General features: G+C 59.6%; 23 protein-coding genes, 1 tRNA gene, 1 pseudogene and 1 riboswitch. Of the genes and pseudogenes, 9 read left to right on the top strand and 16 right to left on the bottom strand.

Annotated features, from left to right (window positions below):
* Nucleotides 1-75: 75 nt before the first annotated feature.
* Entirely contained in the window at nucleotides 76-648 is a 573-nt protein-coding gene (locus NZ705_00125; GenBank protein MCS7291368.1) for a GerMN domain-containing protein, read from the top strand.
* On the opposite strand, the gene pyk is transcribed toward NZ705_00125, so the two are convergent.
* Nucleotides 645-2,075 carry a pyruvate kinase gene (pyk, locus tag NZ705_00120; protein MCS7291367.1) on the bottom strand — a complete coding sequence of 477 codons (1,431 nt, stop codon included), beginning with the start codon at nucleotides 2,073-2,075 and terminating at the stop codon, nucleotides 645-647. The two genes, NZ705_00125 and pyk, sit on opposite strands and share 4 nt — an antisense overlap.
* Nucleotides 2,076-2,568: 493 nt before the next feature.
* Nucleotides 2,569-2,648, bottom strand: a tRNA-Leu gene (locus NZ705_00115).
* A 43-nt stretch (nucleotides 2,649-2,691) separates the two neighbouring features.
* Between NZ705_00115 and hisF the strand changes: the two are divergent.
* Nucleotides 2,692-3,429: pseudogene (hisF, locus tag NZ705_00110) on the top strand (imidazole glycerol phosphate synthase subunit HisF).
* 88 nt (nucleotides 3,430-3,517) lie between these two features.
* Entirely contained in the window at nucleotides 3,518-4,558 is a 1,041-nt protein-coding gene (locus NZ705_00105; protein ID MCS7291366.1) for a response regulator, read from the top strand.
* Here the strand turns inward: NZ705_00105 and NZ705_00100 are convergent.
* Nucleotides 4,515-5,372 carry an ABC transporter permease gene (locus tag NZ705_00100; GenBank protein ID MCS7291365.1) on the bottom strand — a complete coding sequence of 286 codons (858 nt, stop codon included), beginning with the start codon at nucleotides 5,370-5,372 and terminating at the stop codon, nucleotides 4,515-4,517. The genes NZ705_00105 and NZ705_00100 overlap by 44 nt on opposite strands.
* A 61-nt stretch (nucleotides 5,373-5,433) precedes the next feature.
* Between NZ705_00100 and NZ705_00095 the strand changes: the two genes are divergently transcribed.
* Nucleotides 5,434-5,601: a hypothetical protein gene (locus NZ705_00095; protein MCS7291364.1), complete on the top strand. Its 168-nt coding sequence runs from the start codon at nucleotides 5,434-5,436 to the stop codon at nucleotides 5,599-5,601.
* Here the strand turns inward: NZ705_00095 and NZ705_00090 are convergent.
* The 3 genes from NZ705_00090 to NZ705_00080 all read right to left on the bottom strand — a co-directional run bounded on the left by NZ705_00090 (nucleotide 5,596) and on the right by NZ705_00080 (nucleotide 7,770).
* Nucleotides 5,596-6,351 (bottom strand): 7-carboxy-7-deazaguanine synthase QueE, encoded by a 756-nt coding sequence (locus NZ705_00090; GenBank protein MCS7291363.1) that lies wholly within the window; start codon nucleotides 6,349-6,351, stop codon nucleotides 5,596-5,598. The two genes, NZ705_00095 and NZ705_00090, sit on opposite strands and share 6 nt — an antisense overlap.
* A gap of 36 nt (nucleotides 6,352-6,387) precedes the next feature.
* Nucleotides 6,388-7,179, bottom strand: coding sequence for a DUF3011 domain-containing protein (locus NZ705_00085; GenBank protein MCS7291362.1), 792 nt, complete (start codon nucleotides 7,177-7,179; stop codon nucleotides 6,388-6,390).
* A 66-nt stretch (nucleotides 7,180-7,245) separates the two neighbouring features.
* Nucleotides 7,246-7,770, bottom strand: a complete 525-nt coding sequence (locus NZ705_00080; protein ID MCS7291361.1) for a pentapeptide repeat-containing protein — start codon at nucleotides 7,768-7,770, stop codon at nucleotides 7,246-7,248.
* A 142-nt stretch (nucleotides 7,771-7,912) separates the two neighbouring features.
* Between NZ705_00080 and NZ705_00075 the strand changes: the two genes are divergently transcribed.
* Nucleotides 7,913-9,037 carry a quinone-dependent dihydroorotate dehydrogenase gene (locus tag NZ705_00075; protein ID MCS7291360.1) on the top strand — a complete coding sequence of 375 codons (1,125 nt, stop codon included), beginning with the start codon at nucleotides 7,913-7,915 and terminating at the stop codon, nucleotides 9,035-9,037.
* Here the strand turns inward: NZ705_00075 and NZ705_00070 are convergent.
* The 5 genes from NZ705_00070 to psaM form a co-directional block, all read right to left on the bottom strand.
* Nucleotides 9,009-9,290 carry a hypothetical protein gene (locus tag NZ705_00070; protein ID MCS7291359.1) on the bottom strand — a complete coding sequence of 94 codons (282 nt, stop codon included), beginning with the start codon at nucleotides 9,288-9,290 and terminating at the stop codon, nucleotides 9,009-9,011. The genes NZ705_00075 and NZ705_00070 overlap by 29 nt on opposite strands.
* Before the next feature lie 750 nt (nucleotides 9,291-10,040).
* Complete coding sequence (locus NZ705_00065) at nucleotides 10,041-10,367, bottom strand: LapA family protein (protein ID MCS7291358.1); 327 nt, start codon at nucleotides 10,365-10,367, stop codon at nucleotides 10,041-10,043.
* A 56-nt stretch (nucleotides 10,368-10,423) separates the two neighbouring features.
* Nucleotides 10,424-10,978 (bottom strand): NUDIX hydrolase, encoded by a 555-nt coding sequence (locus NZ705_00060; GenBank protein MCS7291357.1) that lies wholly within the window; start codon nucleotides 10,976-10,978, stop codon nucleotides 10,424-10,426.
* 6 nt (nucleotides 10,979-10,984) lie between these two features.
* Nucleotides 10,985-11,542: a glutathione S-transferase family protein gene (locus tag NZ705_00055; GenBank protein ID MCS7291356.1), complete on the bottom strand. Its 558-nt coding sequence runs from the start codon at nucleotides 11,540-11,542 to the stop codon at nucleotides 10,985-10,987.
* A 15-nt stretch (nucleotides 11,543-11,557) separates the two neighbouring features.
* On the bottom strand, nucleotides 11,558-11,656 hold the full coding sequence (gene psaM, locus NZ705_00050) for a photosystem I reaction center subunit XII (GenBank protein MCS7291355.1): 99 nt from the start codon (nucleotides 11,654-11,656) through the stop codon (nucleotides 11,558-11,560).
* 84 nt (nucleotides 11,657-11,740) lie between these two features.
* Here psaM and NZ705_00045 point away from each other — a divergent pair, with 84 nt between their 5' ends.
* From NZ705_00045 to dnaB, 4 genes are read left to right on the top strand one after another with little or no spacing between them, the layout of a single operon-like run.
* Entirely contained in the window at nucleotides 11,741-12,460 is a 720-nt protein-coding gene (locus NZ705_00045) for a hypothetical protein (GenBank protein ID MCS7291354.1), read from the top strand.
* On the top strand, nucleotides 12,460-13,575 hold the full coding sequence (locus tag NZ705_00040; GenBank protein ID MCS7291353.1) for an RsmB/NOP family class I SAM-dependent RNA methyltransferase: 1,116 nt from the start codon (nucleotides 12,460-12,462) through the stop codon (nucleotides 13,573-13,575). The genes NZ705_00045 and NZ705_00040 overlap by 1 nt, the downstream gene beginning before the upstream one ends.
* On the top strand, nucleotides 13,502-13,981 hold the full coding sequence (locus NZ705_00035) for a TerB family tellurite resistance protein (GenBank protein ID MCS7291352.1): 480 nt from the start codon (nucleotides 13,502-13,504) through the stop codon (nucleotides 13,979-13,981). Before NZ705_00040 ends, NZ705_00035 begins: the two co-directional genes overlap by 74 nt.
* Nucleotides 13,982-14,032: 51 nt before the next feature.
* The gene (gene dnaB / locus NZ705_00030) at nucleotides 14,033-15,400 is read left to right on the top strand and encodes a replicative DNA helicase (protein MCS7291351.1); all 1,368 of its coding nucleotides are present in this window, start codon (nucleotides 14,033-14,035) and stop codon (nucleotides 15,398-15,400) included.
* On the opposite strand, the gene gmk is transcribed toward dnaB, so the two are convergent.
* From gmk to NZ705_00005, 5 genes are read right to left on the bottom strand one after another with little or no spacing between them, the layout of a single operon-like run.
* Nucleotides 15,372-15,971 (bottom strand): guanylate kinase, encoded by a 600-nt coding sequence (gmk, locus tag NZ705_00025; GenBank protein MCS7291350.1) that lies wholly within the window; start codon nucleotides 15,969-15,971, stop codon nucleotides 15,372-15,374. The two genes, dnaB and gmk, sit on opposite strands and share 29 nt — an antisense overlap.
* Nucleotides 15,950-16,438 carry a CDP-diacylglycerol--glycerol-3-phosphate 3-phosphatidyltransferase gene (gene pgsA, locus NZ705_00020; protein MCS7291349.1) on the bottom strand — a complete coding sequence of 163 codons (489 nt, stop codon included), beginning with the start codon at nucleotides 16,436-16,438 and terminating at the stop codon, nucleotides 15,950-15,952. Before pgsA ends, gmk begins: the two co-directional genes overlap by 22 nt.
* Nucleotides 16,435-16,812 (bottom strand): hypothetical protein, encoded by a 378-nt coding sequence (locus tag NZ705_00015; protein MCS7291348.1) that lies wholly within the window; start codon nucleotides 16,810-16,812, stop codon nucleotides 16,435-16,437. The genes pgsA and NZ705_00015 overlap by 4 nt, the downstream gene beginning before the upstream one ends.
* A 37-nt stretch (nucleotides 16,813-16,849) precedes the next feature.
* The gene (locus NZ705_00010) at nucleotides 16,850-17,977 is read right to left on the bottom strand and encodes a geranylgeranyl reductase family protein (GenBank protein MCS7291347.1); all 1,128 of its coding nucleotides are present in this window, start codon (nucleotides 17,975-17,977) and stop codon (nucleotides 16,850-16,852) included.
* Nucleotides 17,974-18,900, bottom strand: a complete 927-nt coding sequence (locus NZ705_00005; protein ID MCS7291346.1) for a sirohydrochlorin chelatase — start codon at nucleotides 18,898-18,900, stop codon at nucleotides 17,974-17,976. The genes NZ705_00010 and NZ705_00005 overlap by 4 nt, the downstream gene beginning before the upstream one ends.
* A gap of 89 nt (nucleotides 18,901-18,989) precedes the next feature.
* A riboswitch (cobalamin riboswitch) is annotated at nucleotides 18,990-19,115 on the bottom strand.
* Nucleotides 19,116-19,362 lie beyond the last annotated feature (247 nt).

The raw sequence follows: 19,362 nt of genomic DNA, 5'->3' as shown, positions 1-19,362 counted from the left end.
GTAAGGGACACGTGGGGCGCTTGGAAAACGTCGTAACCGCCGGTTAGGGCACAATGAAAAAAAAGGGAGTTAGCCATGATGCGCTCTGCACCGATGGGGAAAAACCGGCGCTGGTGGGGATGGGTCCTAGCGATTTCGGTCCTGGTCGGCGGCGGGAGTCTGTGGTGGTTCCAGCAGGCCCGTCGCCCTGTTGAAAAAACGTTTGTGGTGACGGCTGAGCAACCCCGCCTGTACTGGCTCAAGGTGCAGCAGGGGCAAGAAATGCTGGTGAGTGAACCGTTGCCCAACGCCCCCAAACACGACCCTGCAGCGGCGTTGCGTCAAGCCCTGAACCTGCTGCTAAGCACGCCTCCCGGCGATAAAGTCAGTGCGATTCCCCCTGGCACGCGGCTGTTAGGTTTGGAAATCAAAGACGGGGGCGTGGTGGTGAACCTGTCGCGGGAATTTACCAGCGGCGGGGGCAGTTACTCGGTCATTTATCGCGTGGCCCAGGTGATTTACACCGCCAGCAGTTTGAACCCCCAAGCGCCGATTTACCTGCAAATCGAAGGGCAACCGGCACCCCCCATTGCTGGCGAGGGTCTTGTCGTGGACTATCCCACCACTCGCCGTCAATTCGCCCAGGAGGCGGGTCTGCCGCTGCTTTAGCCCCCAATCGTATGAATCTTGAGGAAATTGGTGGTTTGGGCCTGGCCAAAGGGAATCCCCGCCATCACCAGCACCTTGTCGCCAGGAAGGACGTACTGGCGCTGTAGCAGGTCCAATTCCATCTCCCGCAACACGTCCATCACATTGTCGGTAAACCAGCGGGTCAGGATCGGGCGGACGCCCCAGTAGAGGCTGAGCTGGTTGTAAATGTGCTTGTGGGGGGTATAGGCGACGATGGGTTTGCGAGGCCGTTCGGCGGAGGCCAACCGCGCGGTGCGTCCCGAATTGGTAAACACCACAATGCAGCGCAGGTCAAGGGTGTCCTCAATCGCGTGCATCGCCTCGGTGATGGCGTCCACGTCCTCGCTCTGGTTGGCTGGGTAATTGGCAAAGCGGGTGGCCGGTTCCACTTCCATCGCAATCCGGGCCAGCATTTGCACCGCCTCTACCGGGTACTGGCCGACGGCGGACTCTCCCGACAGCATCACTGCATCGGTGCCGTCAATAATGGCGTTGGCCACATCGCTGGCTTCGGCGCGGGTGGGACGCGGGTTGTGGATCATGCTCTCGAGCATTTGCGTGGCGGTAATCACCGGCACCCCCCGCTGGTTGCACAGGTGGATGATGCGTTTTTGAATCAGGGGCACCTTTTCGGGACTCATTTCCACGCCTAAATCCCCCCGCGCCACCATGATTGCGTCGGATTCGGCAATGATGGCTTCGATGTTCTCCACCGCCTGGGGCTTTTCAATCTTGGCCAGCACCGGCACCTTGGCTCCCTTTTGGCGCAACAGGTGCTTGAGTTCCTGCACGTCCTCCGGTCGCCGCACAAAGCTCAGGGAAATCAGGTCCACCCCATGAGCCAGGCCAAATTCTAAATCCTGCTTGTCCTTTTCCGTCATCGCCGGGAGTCGCAGGTCAAGGGTTGGGAAATTGACCCCCTTGCGGCTTCTGAGTTGTCCTCCTTTAACCACTCGACAGGCCACCCGCTGGCCCTGCACCTGTTCCACCCGCAACTCCAGCAGGCCGTCATCCAGAAGCACCGGCGTACCGGGCATTGCCTCTTCGGCGATGTAGGGATAATCAATTGGGACCGTGTTGGGCTGGCCATCCTCCTGACCAAGGGGCACCAGGGTCAAGGCCATCCCTTCTGTCAAGGTCAGACCTTCTGGCGGCAAGTCGCCCACCCGGATCTTTGGGCCTTGCAAATCCTGGAGCAACATCAGGGGCAAATCCAACTCCGCCGCCGCCGCCCGTAGGTTTTCGATACAGCGCGCGTGGTCTTCGTACTTGCCGTGCGAGAAATTTAATCGGGCCACGTTCATCCCCGCTTTGAGTAATTTACGGATCATCTCGGGGGAATTGCTAGCTGGGCCAATCGTCACCACGATTTTGGTGTGGTGTTGCAGGGGTTTTAGCAGTTGCATCCTTCACCTAGGGCAGGCAAATCCACTGTCAAATTAACACAGGGTTTTTGAAATGACAGGAGGGCAGGCGCAAAGAAAATCTAAAAATTTGCAGAGATCTGGACATTAAGCCAAGGTTAAAGTGCGGGTAATGCCTTAGTGGGAAAAATCCTTGGTCTGCGTTGATAAATTAAACTAAAAAAATACCCTGGGTAGCGCTAGTGGTCACATGCTGGCCAAATCTTCTAGCTTGCTATTGCTGGGAGCGCAGGACATAGCCCCGTCCTTAGTTTGCAATGGTCTCTGGCAAGCAATGGCTGAGTCATCTATAGTTGTCATCGCTTGAGTTGCAGGGCGCAGCTCCGCGATCTCTCTATCTCTTTGGCAAACCCTAGCCGATTTATTACTTGGGTTGCAGGGCACAGCCCCGCCTTTGGTTTTTTCTCAGCGAAAGCTGAAGCGGTTTAGCAATATTGATGAGTCTGATCCGTCCGCCCAACCATTAAACGCTCCATGCGGACGCAGAGACTCGAACTCTGACCCATTCGGACTGGAACCTAAATCCAGCGCGTCTACCAATTCCGCCACGTCCGCAGGCAATCTTTGTTATATTGTAGCCCCTGCTATAGTGGTCTCTATGCTGGCTAAACGCATTATCCCCTGCCTGGACGTCCACGCCGGGCGCGTCGTCAAAGGGGTGAACTTTGTCAACCTGCGGGATGCGGGCGACCCAGTGGCCTTGGCCCAAGCTTACGACCAAGCTGGCGCCGATGAACTGGTGTTTCTGGATATCAGCGCCACCCACGAAGGTCGCCGTGTGCTGTTTGAGGTCATCGAACGCACCGCCAGCCAGGTGTTTATCCCGCTGACGGTGGGGGGCGGCATCGGCGATTTGGAAACGATTAAGGCAATTCTACGGGCGGGCGCCGACAAGGTGAGTTTGAATTCGGCGGCGGTGCGCAACCCCGATTTGATCAACCAGGCGAGTGAACGCTTTGGCCGCCAGTGCATTGTCATCGCCATTGACGCCCGCTGGGTGGGAAATCGCTGGACGGTGTGGATACGCGGCGGTCGGGAAGATACGGGAAAAGACGCCATTGCCTGGGCGGAGGAGGTCGTGCGCCGTGGCGCGGGAGAACTTCTGGTCACCAGCATGGACGCCGACGGCACCAAAGCGGGCTATGACCTGCGCTTGACCCAAACAATTGCCCAGCGGGTCAACGTACCGGTGATCGCTTCAGGGGGCGCAGGCTGTTGCCAGCACATTGCCGAGGTCCTGACCCAGGGCCAGGCTGCTGCCGCCCTGTTGGCTTCCGTGTTGCACTACGGGGAATTGACCATCGCCGAAATTAAGGAATATCTGCACCAGCGGGGGATTCCCGTGCGCCGCTGTGGTGGGGATAACGCTGGAAACCCAAAATCTCTGGTACAACTAAACCAGGGGTTGTTTGGGGGAAGTCCGCATGACGAAGTATAAAATCTTGGTGATTGATGACAGCTTCTTGATCCGCAAGTCACTGGTCGAGCAATTGTCCGGTGACCGGTTTGAGGTGTACGAAGCCAAGGACGGCCCTACTGGTCTGGCGAAAGCTGAAGAGGTGAACCCCGATGTCATCCTGCTGGACTTTATCATGCCGGGGATGAACGGCTATGACGTGTACCAGGCCCTGCGTGCCAACCCCAAATTTGCCAATACGCCGGTGATCATCATCTCCAGCAGCTACGACGAGGTGGTGAGCAAGTTTGGTTATCCCTTTGTCGGATTTGACTTTTTGGCCAAACAGTTTACGAAGGAGCAACTGGAAGAACGGATTAACGCGGTCTTGCCGATGATTGCCGCTGCGCCGGAGCACGTGGGGATTGCTGTCACAGAGCAGGTGCCCGCCGACCACTGGCAACGCCTGGAAACCCGACTGGCGGAACTGGCGCAGCAGTTACAACAAAAGCCGGCTTGGGTGGCGGAGTTGCCGGCGGCTCCAGACCTGAACCCACTTTTGGCCCAACTGCAAACCCTAGAGGGGCGGCTGCAGGAGTTGTATCACCGTCCTCCCGCCGATACCCTGTCGCCCCACCTGCAGGAAATGACAGCAGCCCTCACCCGACTGGAACAGCATTTTTCCCTGGAGCCATTGCACCAGCAAATCCAGACGTTACAGACCCAGATGAACGCGCTCCACGCCCAACTGCAAACCCTGCAACTCTCCCAAGACACCCTCAACCAACTGGTCAGCAGCCTGCAGAGTTTGAACCAGGGGATTGCCAACCTACCCCGCACCGACGCCGTGCTGGACCAGGTCAGAGCATTGGAGGCCAAGCTCGACCAGGTGAGTCGCCAGGGACCAGCGCCGAACTTTTTGCTGTGGTTGGGATTGGTGACCCTAGGGGCACTGGTGGGTGCAGCGATTGGGTCGGCGGTGGTCGGTGGTGGTCAACGCCAGTCCCAGCTCCCCTCGGCAGTCCCTAGCTCAATTTCCGTTGCAGTAACCGCCACACGCTGGCTATAGCCAGGGCGTCAAACAGTACCAATACCCCCATTGCCATGCCCAACGTCACCGTACCCCAGGGCGCCCAAAGAACCCCATCCGACCAGTGCCAGTCTGGTTGCAGGTACACGTGGCGAATCGGCTCAATGGCGTAACTCAGGGGATTCAGGCTGGCTATCACCTGCAGCCAACGGGGCATAAAGCTCAAGGGGGCCAACGCCGTGCTGGCAAACAACAGGGGCAAATTCATCACAAAAATCACCGCCAGCAGCTCCACGTGACTGGGCAGGGCGAAGGTCAACCCCAGACTCAGGGCCGTCATCCCCAGGACCAAGAGCAAAATGACGCCCACCACCAGGAGCCATCCCCGCAGGTCGGGCAAGCCCCCACCCAGTAAATAGCTGGTGAGCATCACCGCCACCGCCTGGACCAAGCTCAGGAGCGTGATAAAAAGCGTCGAAGCCAAAATGATGGAAAACCGCGAGACCAGGGGAGCTACCAAAAAGCGGTTCAAAAAGCCGAATTCCCGGTCAAACATGACCGGCAAACCCGCGTTCAACGCCCCCGAAAAGGCCGTAAACACAATAATCCCCGCGCTCAAGAACTGGGCGTAGTGGACGCCATCGCCCAAGAACCCCGCTGGCGCCTTCTGAAACAGGGCTCCAAACAAAATCAGCCACATCAAGGGTTGGAGAACGCCAGCAATCAACGTCGCCGGTCGCCGCCGCAGTTGAATCAACAGTCGTCGCGTCAAGGCCCAGGTTTCCTGGAGCAAATCGGCCACTGGATTTAGCTCAGAAACCACCACCGGCGTTGACGTCACGGTCGAACTCATAGTTCATCGCTCAACCACTGCTAGGATCAGGCTAACGCACAGCTCTCCCGTTTTTCCACCCATGACCCTGACCCTGGTGACCACGACCCTGGATTGGAACGGCGTCCTGACCGATTTGATTCCCCAGATCCAGGCCCATCTTCAGTCCTATGGCACGCCCTTGCGCTGGGCGATTACCGCCGTCTGTGGCCGCACCCTCACGATTGAGGCGGTCGTGATCCAGTCATAACTGCCCAAGCAACGGATGGGTTTGGGGGATCACCCGCACGCGCGGGACATACGTCTGGGCCAACGCTTGCCAGGCCAGGACTTGGGCAGGCGTGGGTGCTGGACTCGCCGGACGGGGCGTGACCGGTTGCAACACCACCAGCACCCGAGGGTCAATCGCCCGAATCATCTCTAAGGCTTGCACCAACTCCGACGGTTGGGTGCGCTGGTCCACCACGATCTTGACAAAGACTTCGACGCCCGCCTGTACCGCTAGGGTGAGAAACTGGGCGTGGGCTTCGTGATAGCGTTCGCCGCTGACGCTGGGGAGTTTGTAATCCATCGCCACAATGTTTATCCAAGGCAACACCCGGGCCAGCGCCTGGGGCCGATGGCCTCCCGTTTCTAGGTACAGGGGCAAGGGAATCTGGCGGGTCAATTCGGGGAGCAATTCGGCGAGAAAATCCGCGTGCAGCAACGGCTCCCCACCTGTAAGACTGATGGCTGTATGGGTGCCCCCCTGGTATTGCCGCTCTAGCCAGGTCAACACCTGGGCCGCCGTTACCGGATTGGCCACTGTGACAAAATCCCGCGCCCCTGGCGTCTGTTCCACGCGGCCTTGGGCGACGGGTCGCCAGGTATGAGCGCTATCACAGAACCGACAACGCAGGTCACACCCTCCCAACCGCAGAAAAATTTGGCGCTCCCCGACATAAGGCCCTTCGCCTTGAATCGCCGAAAAAATCTCGACCAGGTTGGCGGTGCGGCTCATTGCAGAACGACTTGGGTCACCGAAATCCCTTGCCCGTCAACAGCCCAGGTCTGGTTTTAAGACCTCCTGGCGAGTCGCCACCGGACAAGACCGGCACACCACCGATGGGCCGACCGAACCCGTTGGGAAGCCACGGATCCGAAAATTGCCCCGGCAACCACTGGCTACCCAGATGCCTTGCCGGTCAACGCCCCAGGTCTGGTTTTGGACACAGGGCGCCCGGCTCAACTGCTGCTCCAGGGTTACGGTTACCCCGTGCGTCGCTACCGGACAGACCACCCGCTGGTTGTTGACCGACTCGCACCGGACGACCTGTTCCACCACCGGCGGCCAAACTGTGTCACCGGAACCCGCCCCAATCAAAAACGCAGCGGCGCATCCCCTGTCGACCCAAACACCCTGGTCGTCGTAGCCCCAGGTGCGGCCTTGCACACAAGGGCTATGGCTCAACTGGCGTTGCAACCGCACGCCGCCCTGCGTATTCACTCGGCAAAACTGGTACTTGAAATTCACCGAACGGCACGTCATGGTTACCGGCCCAGCCGTGACCACGAACACGCCGCGGCAGCCCTTGTCCACCCAAATCCCTCGGTCGTTCACGCCCCAGGTGCGGTTTTCGATACAGCGAGCGTTACTCAACTGGCGTTCCAAGCGCACACCGCCCCGCGCGTCCACAGGACAAGTCTTGTAGCGCCCATTGATGGACTCGCAGGTAAGGCGCTGTTGGGTTTGACCAGTTGTCGCTCGAGAGGGCCGGGCGTCTATCGCTCCCACTTGAACCGTCACACTCACCAGACCGACTGCTACCAGCCACGACCAGCCTCGCATAACCCAACCCTCATCACGAATGGGTGACAATTCTAGTCTAAGCTTTCTCGAAACAGTGCCGATTTCTCAATTGCGCAGGGAACCGTCCACCCAGCGAGTGCTCTGGTAAATCACTTCGGCAATAAACGCCCGTGGCATCAGGGCACCTGTGAGATTGGCGTTGCTCAAGTTAGTGTTGACGAGTACTGCTCCAGTTAAATTAGCTCCCTGGAGATTGGCCCCGGTCAAATTTGCCCCTATCAAACTCGCGCCCGCTAGGTTGGCACCGGTTAAATTCGCACCGGTCAAGTTAGCCCTGTCAAGACTGGTATTGCGTAAATCCGCACCCTGCAAATTCGCGTTGCTCAAATTCGCTCGGCTCAACGCCGTCCGGTTCAAATCCTTGTCCTCGGTACCGAAACGCGCCCCTTGCAGGTTGGCCCCCGTTAGATTCACCCCAATTAAATTCAAACCCCGCAAATCGGCGCCCTGGAGATTGCAATTCACACATTCCCGACCATTTTTCAAGCGTTGGAGCGTCTCGGGTTGCGCCCCCACCGGCATCGCCAAACCCACTAGCGCCAAACCGATACTTAGCCACGCATACTTCATCTCTGTAACCAGTCCGCCATGCTAGGTCCTTACTAAATTTATAGCCCATAGGGTTGTCATCCCTTGGGTCGCAGGGGGTAACCCCATTTATTTCTAAGGCGGTTGGTTAAAATAGACGCGCCCTGTCACTGATGGCTGACCGGTGAGTTTCTATACCCATCTCGTGCGACCCTTTCTCTTCACGCTGGACCCGGAATGGGCGCATCAAACGTTACTCCACACCTTGCATCGGTTGAATATTAGCCAAAACCACTGGCTGAAGTTGGGGGTGCGGCGATTATTCACCTATAACCACTTGGCCTTGCATCAGCAGATTTGGGGTTATCACTTTCCCAACCCCCTGGGCCTGGCAGCCGGTTTTGATAAGGACGGGCTAGGGCTGAATTGGTGGGCGGATTTGGGGTTTGGGTTTGCGGAATTGGGAACAGTGACGCCCTGTGCACAAGCGGGTCAACCGCGTCCGCGCCTGTTTCGTTTACCGGCGGATCAAGCCCTCATCAACCGCATGGGGTTTAACAATCAAGGGGTGTCCCACCTCAAGGCACAACTGGCACAGGGATGGTCCAGGCAAAAACCGGCGATTCCCATCGGTATCAATTTGGGCAAAGGCAAAGATACACCCCTAGAGCTGGCCTGGCAAGACTATCGCTATGGGTTTCAGCAATTGCAACGCTGGGGCGACTATTTTGTGGTCAATGTGAGTTCCCCCAATACGCCAGGTTTGCGGGACCTACAGACGCGCTCACTGCTGGCCCCGATTTTGGAGACGCTGCAACAGGAAAACCGCCAGAAAAAACCCCTGCTGCTCAAAATCAGCCCAGATTTATCGGAGGAGACGGTGCTGGAATTGTTGGAACTCGTGCGGACTTACCATCTGGCGGGCGTGATTGCCACCAATACCACCACGGCGCGCCCAGCCCTGAAAAGCCGCCATCGCCACGAAAGCGGGGGACTCAGTGGATGTCCGCTGGCCCACCGTTCTACTCAACTGATTCAGTTCATTTACCAGCACACCCAGGGACAACTTCCCATCATTGGCGTTGGGGGCATTTTCAGCGCGGCGGATGCCTGGGAAAAGATCACGGCGGGTGCCTGTTTATTGCAAATCTACACGGGCTGGGTCTATCAGGGGCCTGGGGTCGTGCGCCAGATTTTAGAGGGTTTGGTTGCCAAGTTGATGCAACACAACCTAGCCTTTCTCTCACAGGCGGTGGGATTACAGCACCGAACCCAGGCGTTCAGCCATCAAGTGGGCCAGATGGAGTAAACACCTTAGCGGCAATAGTGGGGTGATGCTGCGTCAAGTGGGCCATCGCCTGGCAGCCCAAGACCACCACCTGCGTCGGACTCAGGGCAATGACGTGGGTAGTCCGACGCGCCCCCGTCATCAACGCTACTTCCCTGAACCCAACAGCGCCAGCGGATACCCCCACCAAACCTGTTTGAATCACATCCAGTTCATTGCCCAGGTCGTTGGCCTGAATCTGGAGTTCGCCGGAGAAGAACGATGTGCGCTTCATCGGGGGTGAGTGACTGCCCCATGGGACGTGGAACCACCCTGCAACCACGCTCACGGCAAGGCCGCTAGCAGCTCCTTCTGCTGGTATTCCCAGGCTTGCAGTTGCTGGGTCAAGGTTTGGTCGGCAGCTTCATTGGCGATTGAGGGTGCACAAGGGTGTTACTGGTCGACCTGAACCTGCTGATAGGGTTTGGAACCAGGACCAGGCTAAGGGAACTGTCTGTTGACCTGTTTGGTAAACCGGAGCGAGTTGTTGACAAAGGTGTTGCCACTGGCGCTGGGCCTGCTGGTACGCCTATTGACAAAGTCGGGGGCGTCCAGTTGCCTGTAACACTGATGCAGTTGCTGCCGGTGGTGCTGGAGTCGCTCCGCCTAAGTCGTTAGGTCGGTTAGGGATGCGAGTACCTGCGGCTCGGGCAATGACTGCGCTTGGATGTAGGCCGCCAACCGCGGCAGGGATTGCACTAGGTGGGTCTGCTGAGGGAGCACCTATGTCAGCAGGTCAATCCAACGTCGCTGGCTTTGCTGTTCACCCCGCCTTACCCCACTGTTGCCAGGCCAGTTGGGCGTGGGCCAGCTCTTCGGTTTAGGTCTGGTAGGGCACACGGCACCTGGAAAAGATGGGACTAGGTTTCGGTTTCCCCTACCCACACGCGGTTGTCCTAGTGAGAGGTATGGCGAGACCGGAGGTGGCTTGCCAGCCGTTGGGCCCCTGTTGCGCCAGAGGTTGAATGCTTGCGCCCGTGACCACTCATGAACGGGCGGTCTCTTCCACCGAACTGGGTAGCGAGAGTTGTTGCCGGTACTGTTCAATATCGCGTTCCAGGGAGGCAATTTTTTGGTCGCGCCGCCACAATTCCCGCCGGGCGATCAGCCACCGTTGCAACTGGTTCCACACGCCAAAGAGCCAGGCCAGCACCGCTCCCACCCCCATCGCCAGGATCAATTCCACCGCCAAGGGGTAGTTGACGCTGTAGGAACCGACCAGATGCACCGTCACCGGCTCCATGTTCTGGAGGCTGAATAGCACCAACGCCAGGCAAAAGGCAAAGATTAACACGGCATTGACTTGCACCATAAACCCCACCTCGGACGCTCATGACTTATAGGGTATCAGGCTTGCGCCCTTGCCCCCTAGTTTTCAAACTTCTGTAAATAACGGCGCGCCAAGAAAAACCCGGCGATGGTCTTGGCGTCTACGCCTGCGCCTTGGTCAATGGCCGCCGCCAGTTGCGCCGGTGTCAACAACACCACCTGGATGTCCTCGTCCGCCTCCGGTGCCGGTTGTCGCGCCAAGGGCGCCAAATCGGTTGCCAAGTAGGCGTAGATCACCTCGTCGGAGTAACCCGGAGCCAGGAAGAACTCCCCCAAGGCTTGCCAGGTGTGGGCACAATACCCCGTCTCCTCTTGCAATTCCCGCTGGATGGTCTGCAGGGGGTCTTCGCCGTTTTCCACCGTCCCCGCCGGAAACTCCAGCAGGCGGCCCTGGGCGGTAAACCGGTACTGATGCACCAGAACCAATTGCCCTTCCGGCGTCACCGGCACAGCCATCGCCCCACCCGGATGGCGCACACAGTCCCATTCACCCTCGACACCGTTGGGCAAGCGCAGGCGATTCACCTCGTAGCGGAACTTGCGCCCTTGGTACCACAGCCGCTTGGCCAGGAGTTCGGGAGGGTCGTTGCGCATGGTCGCCTAGGTCACCGTCATCACCTTTTGCCAGGCCGGACGCGCCTGACAGCGCTGCAGGTAGGCCCCGATAGCTGGATAGGGACTGAAATCTAGGCCAAACATCTGCCCAGCAAAAAACAGGATGGAGGCCAACGCCACGTCCGCCACTGTGAACTGGGAGCCGGTGATGTAGTCCTGGTCACTCAGAATTTGCTGCAAGGGCGGTAACAACCTCGTTAGTTCCTGCTCCCGTTTCTCCGGCGGCTGAGCGAGAGCCTGGACCAAGGTGGAATTGCTAAAGAGAATCCACTGGTACAGGGGCGCTCGTTCAGCGGGCGTCAGCGGCAATTGCCCGTATTTATCCGCCAGGTAGAGCAGGATCGCCCCCGACTCCCACACCACTAGGTGGTCCTCCACCAGAGCCGGAACCTTGCCCATCGGGTGAATCGCCAGGTATTCCGGTTGCCGGTGGGCGCCCGCCGCCATGTCCAACCGCACAAAATCGTAGGGAACCTGCAGCTCCTCTAAATACCAAGCCACAATGGCGGCGCGGGAGCGAGTTCCCCCGTAGAGCTTGAGCATTGCTGGCCATTGAACCTAGAACTTATACAGCGCCAGACCCAGCCGCACCGCCATGACCAAGGGCAACAGGGCCAGCACCAGCGCCACAAATACCTGGGTGTCGGACAGTCCCATGGTTTTCCTCCGTAACCGCACTCCCCTGTCTACTTTGCCGGAAATGCCCGCTGAATGCACCAATCTGTTACATTATGAAATACTGTGCCCCCGACCGCCATGCTCGACCAGCTCATCGAAGTCCCCCAGCGCTTCGGCCTCCAGACCCTGCTTATCGTCGGGATTCTGGTCCTGCTGGAGGCGGTCTTGTCGGCGGATAACGCCATTGCCCTGGCGGCGATTGTCCAGAACCTGCACGACCCTAAACTGGAGCAACGGGCCTTGAACTGGGGCCTGGCCCTGGCGTTCGTCCTGCGGGTGGTGTTGATCCTGACCGCGACGTGGGTGTTGCAATTTCCCATTGTTTCGGTGATGGGGGGCCTGTACTTGCTCTGGCTGGTCTGGAATTACCTGCGCCATCGGGGGCAGGCGGAAACGGCCAATGACCCAGCCCTGGTCTTAGACCCCACGGCCTCCTTCTGGCAAGTGATTCCCGCCCTGGCCTTGACGGATTTAGCCTTTTCCCTAGACAGCATCACGACGGCGATTGCGGTGGCGGAGGAAACCTGGTTGGTGCTCCTGGGCGGCGTCATGGGAATCATTGCCCTGCGGTGCTTGGCGGGTCTGTTTATCCGCTGGCTGGAGATCTACACCCATTTGCAGGACGCGGGCTACGCCACGGTGTTGCTGGTGGGGGTACGCTTGCTGCTCAAGGCCCTGCATCCCGCCTGGGTGCCGCCGGAGTGGCTGACAACGACGCTGATTGTGCTGCTGTTTGTCTGGGGGTTTTCTAAGAAGAATCCCGACCCGTCTCCCACGCCCTGATGGTACTGGCAACGCCGATTCCGCGCTTTTTGGCCAAGTTGGCGGCCCAGCTATGGCCGGAGGAGACGGAAACCCAAGCTCGTTTTGCCCAGGCGTTATTGTCGCCCCAACCGTTGGCAACCGGCCTGGCCTGGTGTCGGCCCCGTCCGGAGGTCTTGCCCTTTCCCGTGCTCCCACCGCTGCGCTGGCAACCGGACTGGGTGGACCGGGTTTGCCCCGACCTGCAACCGGGCCGGCATCCCCTGCACAACCGGGGCTACTACTACTGCTTGGATATGTCGTCGGTGTTTGCCGGGGCGGTGTTGGGCGCTATCTCGATCCCCCATCCCGTCGTGATTGACCTGTGCGCCGCACCGGGGGGCAAGAGCGTCTTGGCCTGGCGTCACCTGCAACCATCGCTTTTGATCGCCAACGAACCCATCGGCAAGCGGGTGCGGACCCTGCTGAGCAACTGGCGGCGCTGTCGGATACCGGGGGTCGTCCTGCAGCAGGACCCAGCCACCCTAGCCCAACACCTGGCCCACACCGCCGATGTGGTGATCGTGGACGCTCCCTGCTCTGGGCAATCCCTCCTGGCCAAGGGCGCCAAAAATCCAGGCTGTTTTCATCCCCGCACCATTCGCTTCAACCGCCAACGCCAGCGGCGCATTCTCGCCTGGGCGATGCAATTGCTCAAACCGGGCGGCTATCTGGCTTACATGACCTGCACCTACAGCTTGGAGGAAAACGAGGAGAACGCCCAGTGGCTGCTCCGGCAGGACCCGCATCTGGTGCCGGTGCCTGTTCCGGCGTTGAGCGAGGCCCAATCCCATCTAGCGGCCTTTCCCTGCTACCGGCTATGGCCGCATGGAGGCGAAGGCGCAGGAGCCTTTACTGCTCTCTGGCAATGGCAAACCACAGGCCCTGGGAATCCTCTGGACTGGGAATGGGTGCAGCAGGCGGCGGTGTCGCGGCGACCTATGCAAATAAATTGCAACGAACCGGACGTCGGGGAAACGGGACATGATAAGGTTGAGGAAGGTTCTCCCGATGGCAACGGCGATGAGCGAAGCCCCGACGATTTCTCCGCGGCAGATGAATCTCCTGAGGGTGGTGGCGGCCATGTCCTGGAGTGATGGCGAGCTGTCCCCTGAGGAATGCCATCTGATCCTAGACCGGTTTTCCCAGTTGTTTGCCCAGGACCCCGACCAGCAGGCCCGCCTGCGCCAGGAGTTGCACGACTACGTTACCCAAAACATCCCCTTGGAGGAGCTAGTGCCGAAGTTGCAGACGGAGACGGAAAAGCTTCTAGTGTTGCAACTGGGCTATGCCGTGATCCAGGCCAGCCGCCGCACTCCCGAGGAACCCCTGATCAACGAAGAGGAAAAGGCGGCCTACGCCAAACTGGTCCACCTGCTACAAATTCCCCCGGAACAGGTCAAAGCCCTAGAGGCGGAAATGGACGCCCAACTGCGGCAACAGGCGAGCGTGGTGGACACGGTGGTGGAACGGGTGAACCAGTACCTGCAGACCTGCGCCTAGGGTCGGCGCCGGCATCGTCGGCTACAATGGGGGGCAGATGCAGGCCCGCCTATGGTGTCGGACGCGCCCAACCGTTCCCTGGCGTCAGAATTTAGTTTTTCGCCCCACCAGTTACCGCCCCAGAACGTGGCGGCGGAAGAAGCTATCTTGGGCGGCATCTTGCTAGACCCAGAGGCCATCGGTCGCATCAGCCATCTCCTCAAGCCGGAATTTTTCTACATCCAGGCCCACCAGGAAATCTACCGGGCGGCCTTGAGCCTGCACACCCAGGGCAAACCCACCGACATGACAGCCGTGGCCACCTGGCTGCAGGACCAGGGGTTGCTGGAAAAGGTGGGGGGCCCCGCCAAGCTGGTGCAGTTGGTCGAACAGGTGGTCAGCGCGGTCAACATTGACCAGTACGCGGCGCTGGTGGCCGATAAGTACCTGCGGCGGCAGTTGATCCAGGCGGGTCAAAACATCCTGCGCCTGGGCTACGAGACCACCCTGCCGATCGAACAGGTGCTCGACCAGGCAGAGCAGCAGATCTTTGCCGTCTGCCAGCACCAGCCCCGCCAGGAACTGGTCTCAACGGCGGAAATGGTCAGCGCCATTTGGCACGAAATCGAACAGCGCTCGGAGGATATGCTGCCGCCGGGCATCACCTGCGGGTTTTACGACCTGGACGCTTTGACCCAGGGGTTCCAGCGCTCGGATTTGATCATCGTCGCCGGTCGCCCCTCGATGGGCAAAACCTCCTTTTGCCTAAACATCGCCCGCAATATCGCGGCCATGCACCGATTGCCGGTGGCCCTGTTCAGTTTGGAGATGTCCAAGGAGCAGTTGGTGTACCGGCTGCTGGCGAGCGAAGCCCGCATCGAAAGCACACGGCTGCGCACCGGTCGAATTGCCGAGCAGGAGTGGCCCCAACTCAATCAGGCCATCAGCACCCTGGCGCAATTGCCCATTTTTATTGACGATTCCCCCAGCGCCACGCTCATGGAAATCCGCTCCAAATGCCGCCGCCTGCTGGCGGAACAGGGAAACCTGGGGCTGGTGTTGATTGATTACCTGCAACTGATGGACAGCGGCAATAGCGGCACCGAAAACCGCGTATTGGAACTGTCGCGTATGACCCGCGGTTTGAAAACCCTGGCGCGGGAGCTTCAGGTGCCCGTGATCGTGTTGTCGCAACTGAGCCGCGGCGTGGAACATCGCACCAACAAGCGGCCCCTGCTGTCAGACTTGCGAGAAAGCGGCAGCATCGAACAGGACGCGGACGTGGTGATCATGTTGTACCGCGATGAGTATTACAACCCGGACACGCCGGACCGAGGGATTGCCGAAGTGATCATTGCCAAGCACCGCAACGGCCCGACCGGCGTTGCCAAGCTCCTGTTTGACGCCCATCTCACCCAGTTTCGCAACTTGAAGCTGTGACGGGCAGGCCCAGGCATTGCTCCAGCGCCTGCAGGGCGGTCTCCAGGTCGTCGTTGACGATGCAGGCGTCAAATTCGGAAGCGGCCTGGAGTTCCTCTTTGGCGCGGGCAAGCCGTTTTTGCATGGCCGTTTCCGAGTCCTGACCCCGCTGGCGGAGCCGTTGCTCCAGGGTTTCCCAACTGGGAGGGCAAATGAAAATCAACTGGGCCTGGGGAAAGGAGCGCCGGACCTGGCGCGCCCCCTGAAGTTCAATTTCCAAAATGACCCACTTCCCTTGTTGGAGTGCAGCCTCCACCGGTTGGCGGGGCGTGCCGTAGTAGTGACCTGCGTACTCTGCCCACTCAAGTAAATCGCCGGCGGCAATGGCGGCCTCAAATTCCGCACGATTGACGAAAATATAGGACTGGCCGGGGATTTCGCCAGGACGGGGGTCGCGCGTGGTCAGCGAGACCGACACCTGCAGTTCGGGATGGCGCTGACACAGGTATTTGAGCAGGGTGCCCTTGCCCACACCGCTCGGTCCGGTGAGCACGATCAATCGCCCTGGGGTCACGAGGTTTTCGGTGGCCATAGGTACATTATCCCCGACAGCCAGGTGATGACAACGGCGACAGCAAACAGGGTTTGACTGAGCAGGCCCGGCCACAGCAGGAGCGCCACCACGGCTCCTACCTGGCTAACGGTTTTGGCCTTGCCCCAGCGGTCCGCGCCAACAACCTGCGGCAACTGCGCCCGCCAGGCGGTGATGGTCAACTCCCGCGCCAGCAAGAGAAAAACCCCCCAACCCGGCACGTCACCGGATTCCACCAGCGCCAGTAGGGGCGCCATCACCAGCAGCTTGTCCACTAGGGGGTCGAGCCATTTGCCCACATCCGTGACCTGCCGCCACCGCCGGGCGACGTAACCGTCCAGGGCGTCCGTCACCGCCCCCAAAAGAAATAAACCGGCGGCCCAGTCTCGCGCCTCTTGGGCCAGGGCCACAAAAACGCCCGGAATCACTAGCAACCGGCTTAGGGTTAACCAGGATGCTGTCGTCATGACCGCCTGCGCAAATAATCTCGCAATCGCCAGAGCTGCCAAACTTGTCCCACGCTCAACGGCAAGAGGGATACCGCTTCCAACTGCACCTGGACCCAGCCGTCGCCCCAAGACCACGTCTGTAGGCCGTCCACGCCACCGCAGAATTCCCATTGCAGCAGGTCTGTTCCCAAGCGCTGCACCCGCGCCCGAATCGGAATGAGACCAGACCAGCGCAATTCTGCCGACCGACCCGGCGCCACAGGCGTTTGCAAGGGCCATCCCGCAAACCACCACTGTTGCAGCGCTGCTGGTTCTACCAATGCTTGACGAATTTGTTCCTTGTCGGCCCGCAACTCAATCCGCAGGGCCACCTGTTGGAAATAGCCAAACATGATTCCCGCCGGTTGCCTACCCCCCATCCTACTGGAATCAGAGCAGGAGCGCCCGCCGCAGCCGTTGCAGGGCCAACTGGGCCACCGCCGCGTAGTGGGTTTTCCCCGTGAACAACTCAGCAAACTTGCGAGTTGCCGCTGGGCGTTTCACCCCCACCTGGTAGGCCAAGCCCGGCCAGCGGTAAAACACCTGCGCCAAGCGTCTTGCCCAGACCATATCGCGGCCCCAGGTGTTCTGGACTGTTTCCGTGTAGCGTTCGAGCGCCGTCGCGTCTCCAGCCAATGCGCGGTCTAGCGCGATGGCCGCTTGCCAGCCCGTCCAGAGGGAAGGCCGGATGCCTTCGGCGGTGAAAGGGTCCACCACACAAGCTGCTTCCCCCACCAGCAGGGCGTTTTGGGTGTGCAGGGCTTGAGGGGCATCCCACAGGCACAGGGGATGGCCGTACTGGCGCGCCTGGGAGACGTCCACCTGGAAATAGGCGGCATAGGTGCGCAAAATTTGGCGAAAATCCTGCGTTTCACCCCCAGCGATAAACGTCCCTACACCCAGGGAAAACCCGTCCCGCTTGGGGAAATTCCAGGCGTAGCCATTTTTCACCAGGCCAAATTCAAAGCAGACGCGCGGCTGAGGGTTCTCCGGCCCGGGCACCTCGGCTTCCAACGCCCCCGCCAAGCGCCGTTTCCGGTTGCGAAATCCCAGCCAGCTTGCCAGCTTGCCCTTGGCCCCGTCAGCGGCAACCAGATAACGCCCCTGAAAAGGCTCGCGGGTCGTCTGCACCCACCAGCGGTCTCCCAGCCAGGCAATTCCCGTGACGGCGGTGGCCTCCTGCAGGACCGCTCCCTGTCGTTGGGCCTGCTGCACCAGGAAGTAATCGAACACGTCCCGGCGCACCATCCAAATCGGCTCCAGACCCGCCAGTTCCACCGTCACCGGCTCCTCCAACCGCCAGGTGTAGTGAATCTCGCGGCTGACACAGGAAATCGCCGGTGTGAAATCGAAGTCAAACCACTCCTGCACCTGGGGCGAGACCCCACCACCACAGGGTTTGTAGCGGGGTAAAGGGGCCTGCTCTAGTAGCAAAACGGAACGCCCCCGCTTTGCCAGATGATAGGCCGCGCTCCCACCCGCCGGTCCCGCCCCCACCACAATCACGTCATAGGTCATCGCCAGATGCGCCGGTGGTATTCCTGAATGTCTCGATAGGGGTCGGTATAACCGTGATGATGGTCATGGTCATGAGGGTGGCTGTGGTGATGGTCGTGGGAATGGTCATGGGAATTACCACAGAGCACCAGCTGGCGGAACTTGCACACATCGCAGTTCATGGGCGTGTCCGTACCAAAGGTTTCCCGCTCCCGCTGGCGCACCAGCGCGAACAAGGTGGGGTTGATGCCTAGTTCCGGCAAACAGGTAATCGCAACGTCGGGATGCTCCGCCTGCATCTGCTGGGCCATCGCTTGAATTCGTTGCACCAGCACACCTGTAAACAAGAAGTGGGGAACGACAATCACGCGCCGGGGTTGATGCAGCCATACCCGCCGCCAGCCTTCTTCAAGCCGGGGATGGGTAATGCCCACGAAACAGACTTCCACCGTCAGGTAACCACTCCCTTCCCACAGCAGCCGCGCCAGTTTGAACACATCGCTATTGGCATCCGGGTCGCTGGCCCCCCGTCCTACCAACAACACCACCGTCTCCGAGCGAGGAATGGTCGGGTGGTCCACCTGAGCAAGTCGCTCCTGCCACAGGGCCAAAATTTCCGGCGCCAGTCCCAAGTGTCGCCCGTAGTGAATCTGCAACCCCGGATACTGCGCCCGCGCCCGGTCCAACTCCCGGGTAATGTCCAACTTCAGATGCCGCGCCGCTAGCAGCAACAGGGGCACCACTGAAATGTCGCGCCACCCGGCGGCGACACAGGTGGCAATTCCCTGAGCAATCAAGGGTTCGGTTAACTCCAGAAAACAGGGGACCACTGGACGACTGGGGTCCAAAGCGGCATACGCTTGGGCAAAACGGAGAAAATCAGCCCGCCCTTGGGCATCGCGCGTGCCATGACCCACCAGCAACAACGGACGCGGGTAAGGCAACGCTGGGAAATGGTCTGATAAGTTGAATACTGAGTGAACGTGGGCAGCAACCATGGAAAACTCCTTCCACCCGTGCGACGCAGGTGGGTACAGGACCAACCAACCATGAGGCATTCAGGCTGAGGGCGAGGCCCATCACTGCTGCGGCACAGCGCCGGATTCGCACCGGACTTTCCCCCATGGTCAGCTCTACCATCATAACGGGGAAAAGCCAGCCCGGCTGATTTGCTAGATTATGTAATGTCTTAAACAAATCTAAACATTTGTTAGCGGCAGGGGGAATCGGTCTATGTGGAGACAGTTCTTACGGTGGTGTCTGGCGAGCCTGGTGGTTGTACTAGTCGGGCTAGGGGTCCAACCGGCAGCTTGGGCGGCGACCTACCAGATCAAAATGGGGGCAGACAATGGCATGTTGGCCTTTCAGCCGGCGCAGTTGACGATTCAACGGGGAGATACTGTGGA

Source organism: Gloeomargarita sp. SKYB120 (assembly GCA_025062155.1).
Classification (GTDB): domain Bacteria; phylum Cyanobacteriota; class Cyanobacteriia; order Gloeomargaritales; family Gloeomargaritaceae; genus Gloeomargarita.
Note: the sequence above shows the minus strand (reverse complement) of the source record. Positions and strands in the feature narration are given on the sequence as shown.

Bases quoted from the DNA above. Each gene is read 5' to 3' on its own strand.
- NZ705_00125 (MCS7291368.1), top strand. From the start codon at position 76: ATGATGCGCTCTGCACCGATGGGGAAAAACCGGCGCTGGTGGGGATGG.
- pyk (MCS7291367.1), bottom strand. From the start codon at position 2,075: ATGCAACTGCTAAAACCCCTGCAACACCACACCAAAATCGTGGTGACG.
- NZ705_00105 (MCS7291366.1), top strand. From the start codon at position 3,518: ATGACGAAGTATAAAATCTTGGTGATTGATGACAGCTTCTTGATCCGC.
- NZ705_00100 (MCS7291365.1), bottom strand. From the start codon at position 5,372: ATGAGTTCGACCGTGACGTCAACGCCGGTGGTGGTTTCTGAGCTAAAT.
- NZ705_00095 (MCS7291364.1), top strand. From the start codon at position 5,434: ATGACCCTGACCCTGGTGACCACGACCCTGGATTGGAACGGCGTCCTG.
- NZ705_00090 (MCS7291363.1), bottom strand. From the start codon at position 6,351: ATGAGCCGCACCGCCAACCTGGTCGAGATTTTTTCGGCGATTCAAGGC.
- NZ705_00085 (MCS7291362.1), bottom strand. From the start codon at position 7,179: ATGCGAGGCTGGTCGTGGCTGGTAGCAGTCGGTCTGGTGAGTGTGACG.
- NZ705_00080 (MCS7291361.1), bottom strand. From the start codon at position 7,770: ATGAAGTATGCGTGGCTAAGTATCGGTTTGGCGCTAGTGGGTTTGGCG.
- NZ705_00070 (MCS7291359.1), bottom strand. From the start codon at position 9,290: ATGAAGCGCACATCGTTCTTCTCCGGCGAACTCCAGATTCAGGCCAAC.
- NZ705_00065 (MCS7291358.1), bottom strand. From the start codon at position 10,367: ATGGTGCAAGTCAATGCCGTGTTAATCTTTGCCTTTTGCCTGGCGTTG.
- NZ705_00060 (MCS7291357.1), bottom strand. From the start codon at position 10,978: ATGCGCAACGACCCTCCCGAACTCCTGGCCAAGCGGCTGTGGTACCAA.
- NZ705_00055 (MCS7291356.1), bottom strand. From the start codon at position 11,542: ATGCTCAAGCTCTACGGGGGAACTCGCTCCCGCGCCGCCATTGTGGCT.
- psaM (MCS7291355.1), bottom strand. From the start codon at position 11,656: ATGGGACTGTCCGACACCCAGGTATTTGTGGCGCTGGTGCTGGCCCTG.
- NZ705_00040 (MCS7291353.1), top strand. From the start codon at position 12,460: ATGGTACTGGCAACGCCGATTCCGCGCTTTTTGGCCAAGTTGGCGGCC.
- NZ705_00035 (MCS7291352.1), top strand. From the start codon at position 13,502: ATGAGCGAAGCCCCGACGATTTCTCCGCGGCAGATGAATCTCCTGAGG.
- dnaB (MCS7291351.1), top strand. From the start codon at position 14,033: ATGGTGTCGGACGCGCCCAACCGTTCCCTGGCGTCAGAATTTAGTTTT.
- gmk (MCS7291350.1), bottom strand. From the start codon at position 15,971: ATGGCCACCGAAAACCTCGTGACCCCAGGGCGATTGATCGTGCTCACC.
- pgsA (MCS7291349.1), bottom strand. From the start codon at position 16,438: ATGACGACAGCATCCTGGTTAACCCTAAGCCGGTTGCTAGTGATTCCG.
- NZ705_00015 (MCS7291348.1), bottom strand. From the start codon at position 16,812: ATGTTTGGCTATTTCCAACAGGTGGCCCTGCGGATTGAGTTGCGGGCC.
- NZ705_00010 (MCS7291347.1), bottom strand. From the start codon at position 17,977: ATGACCTATGACGTGATTGTGGTGGGGGCGGGACCGGCGGGTGGGAGC.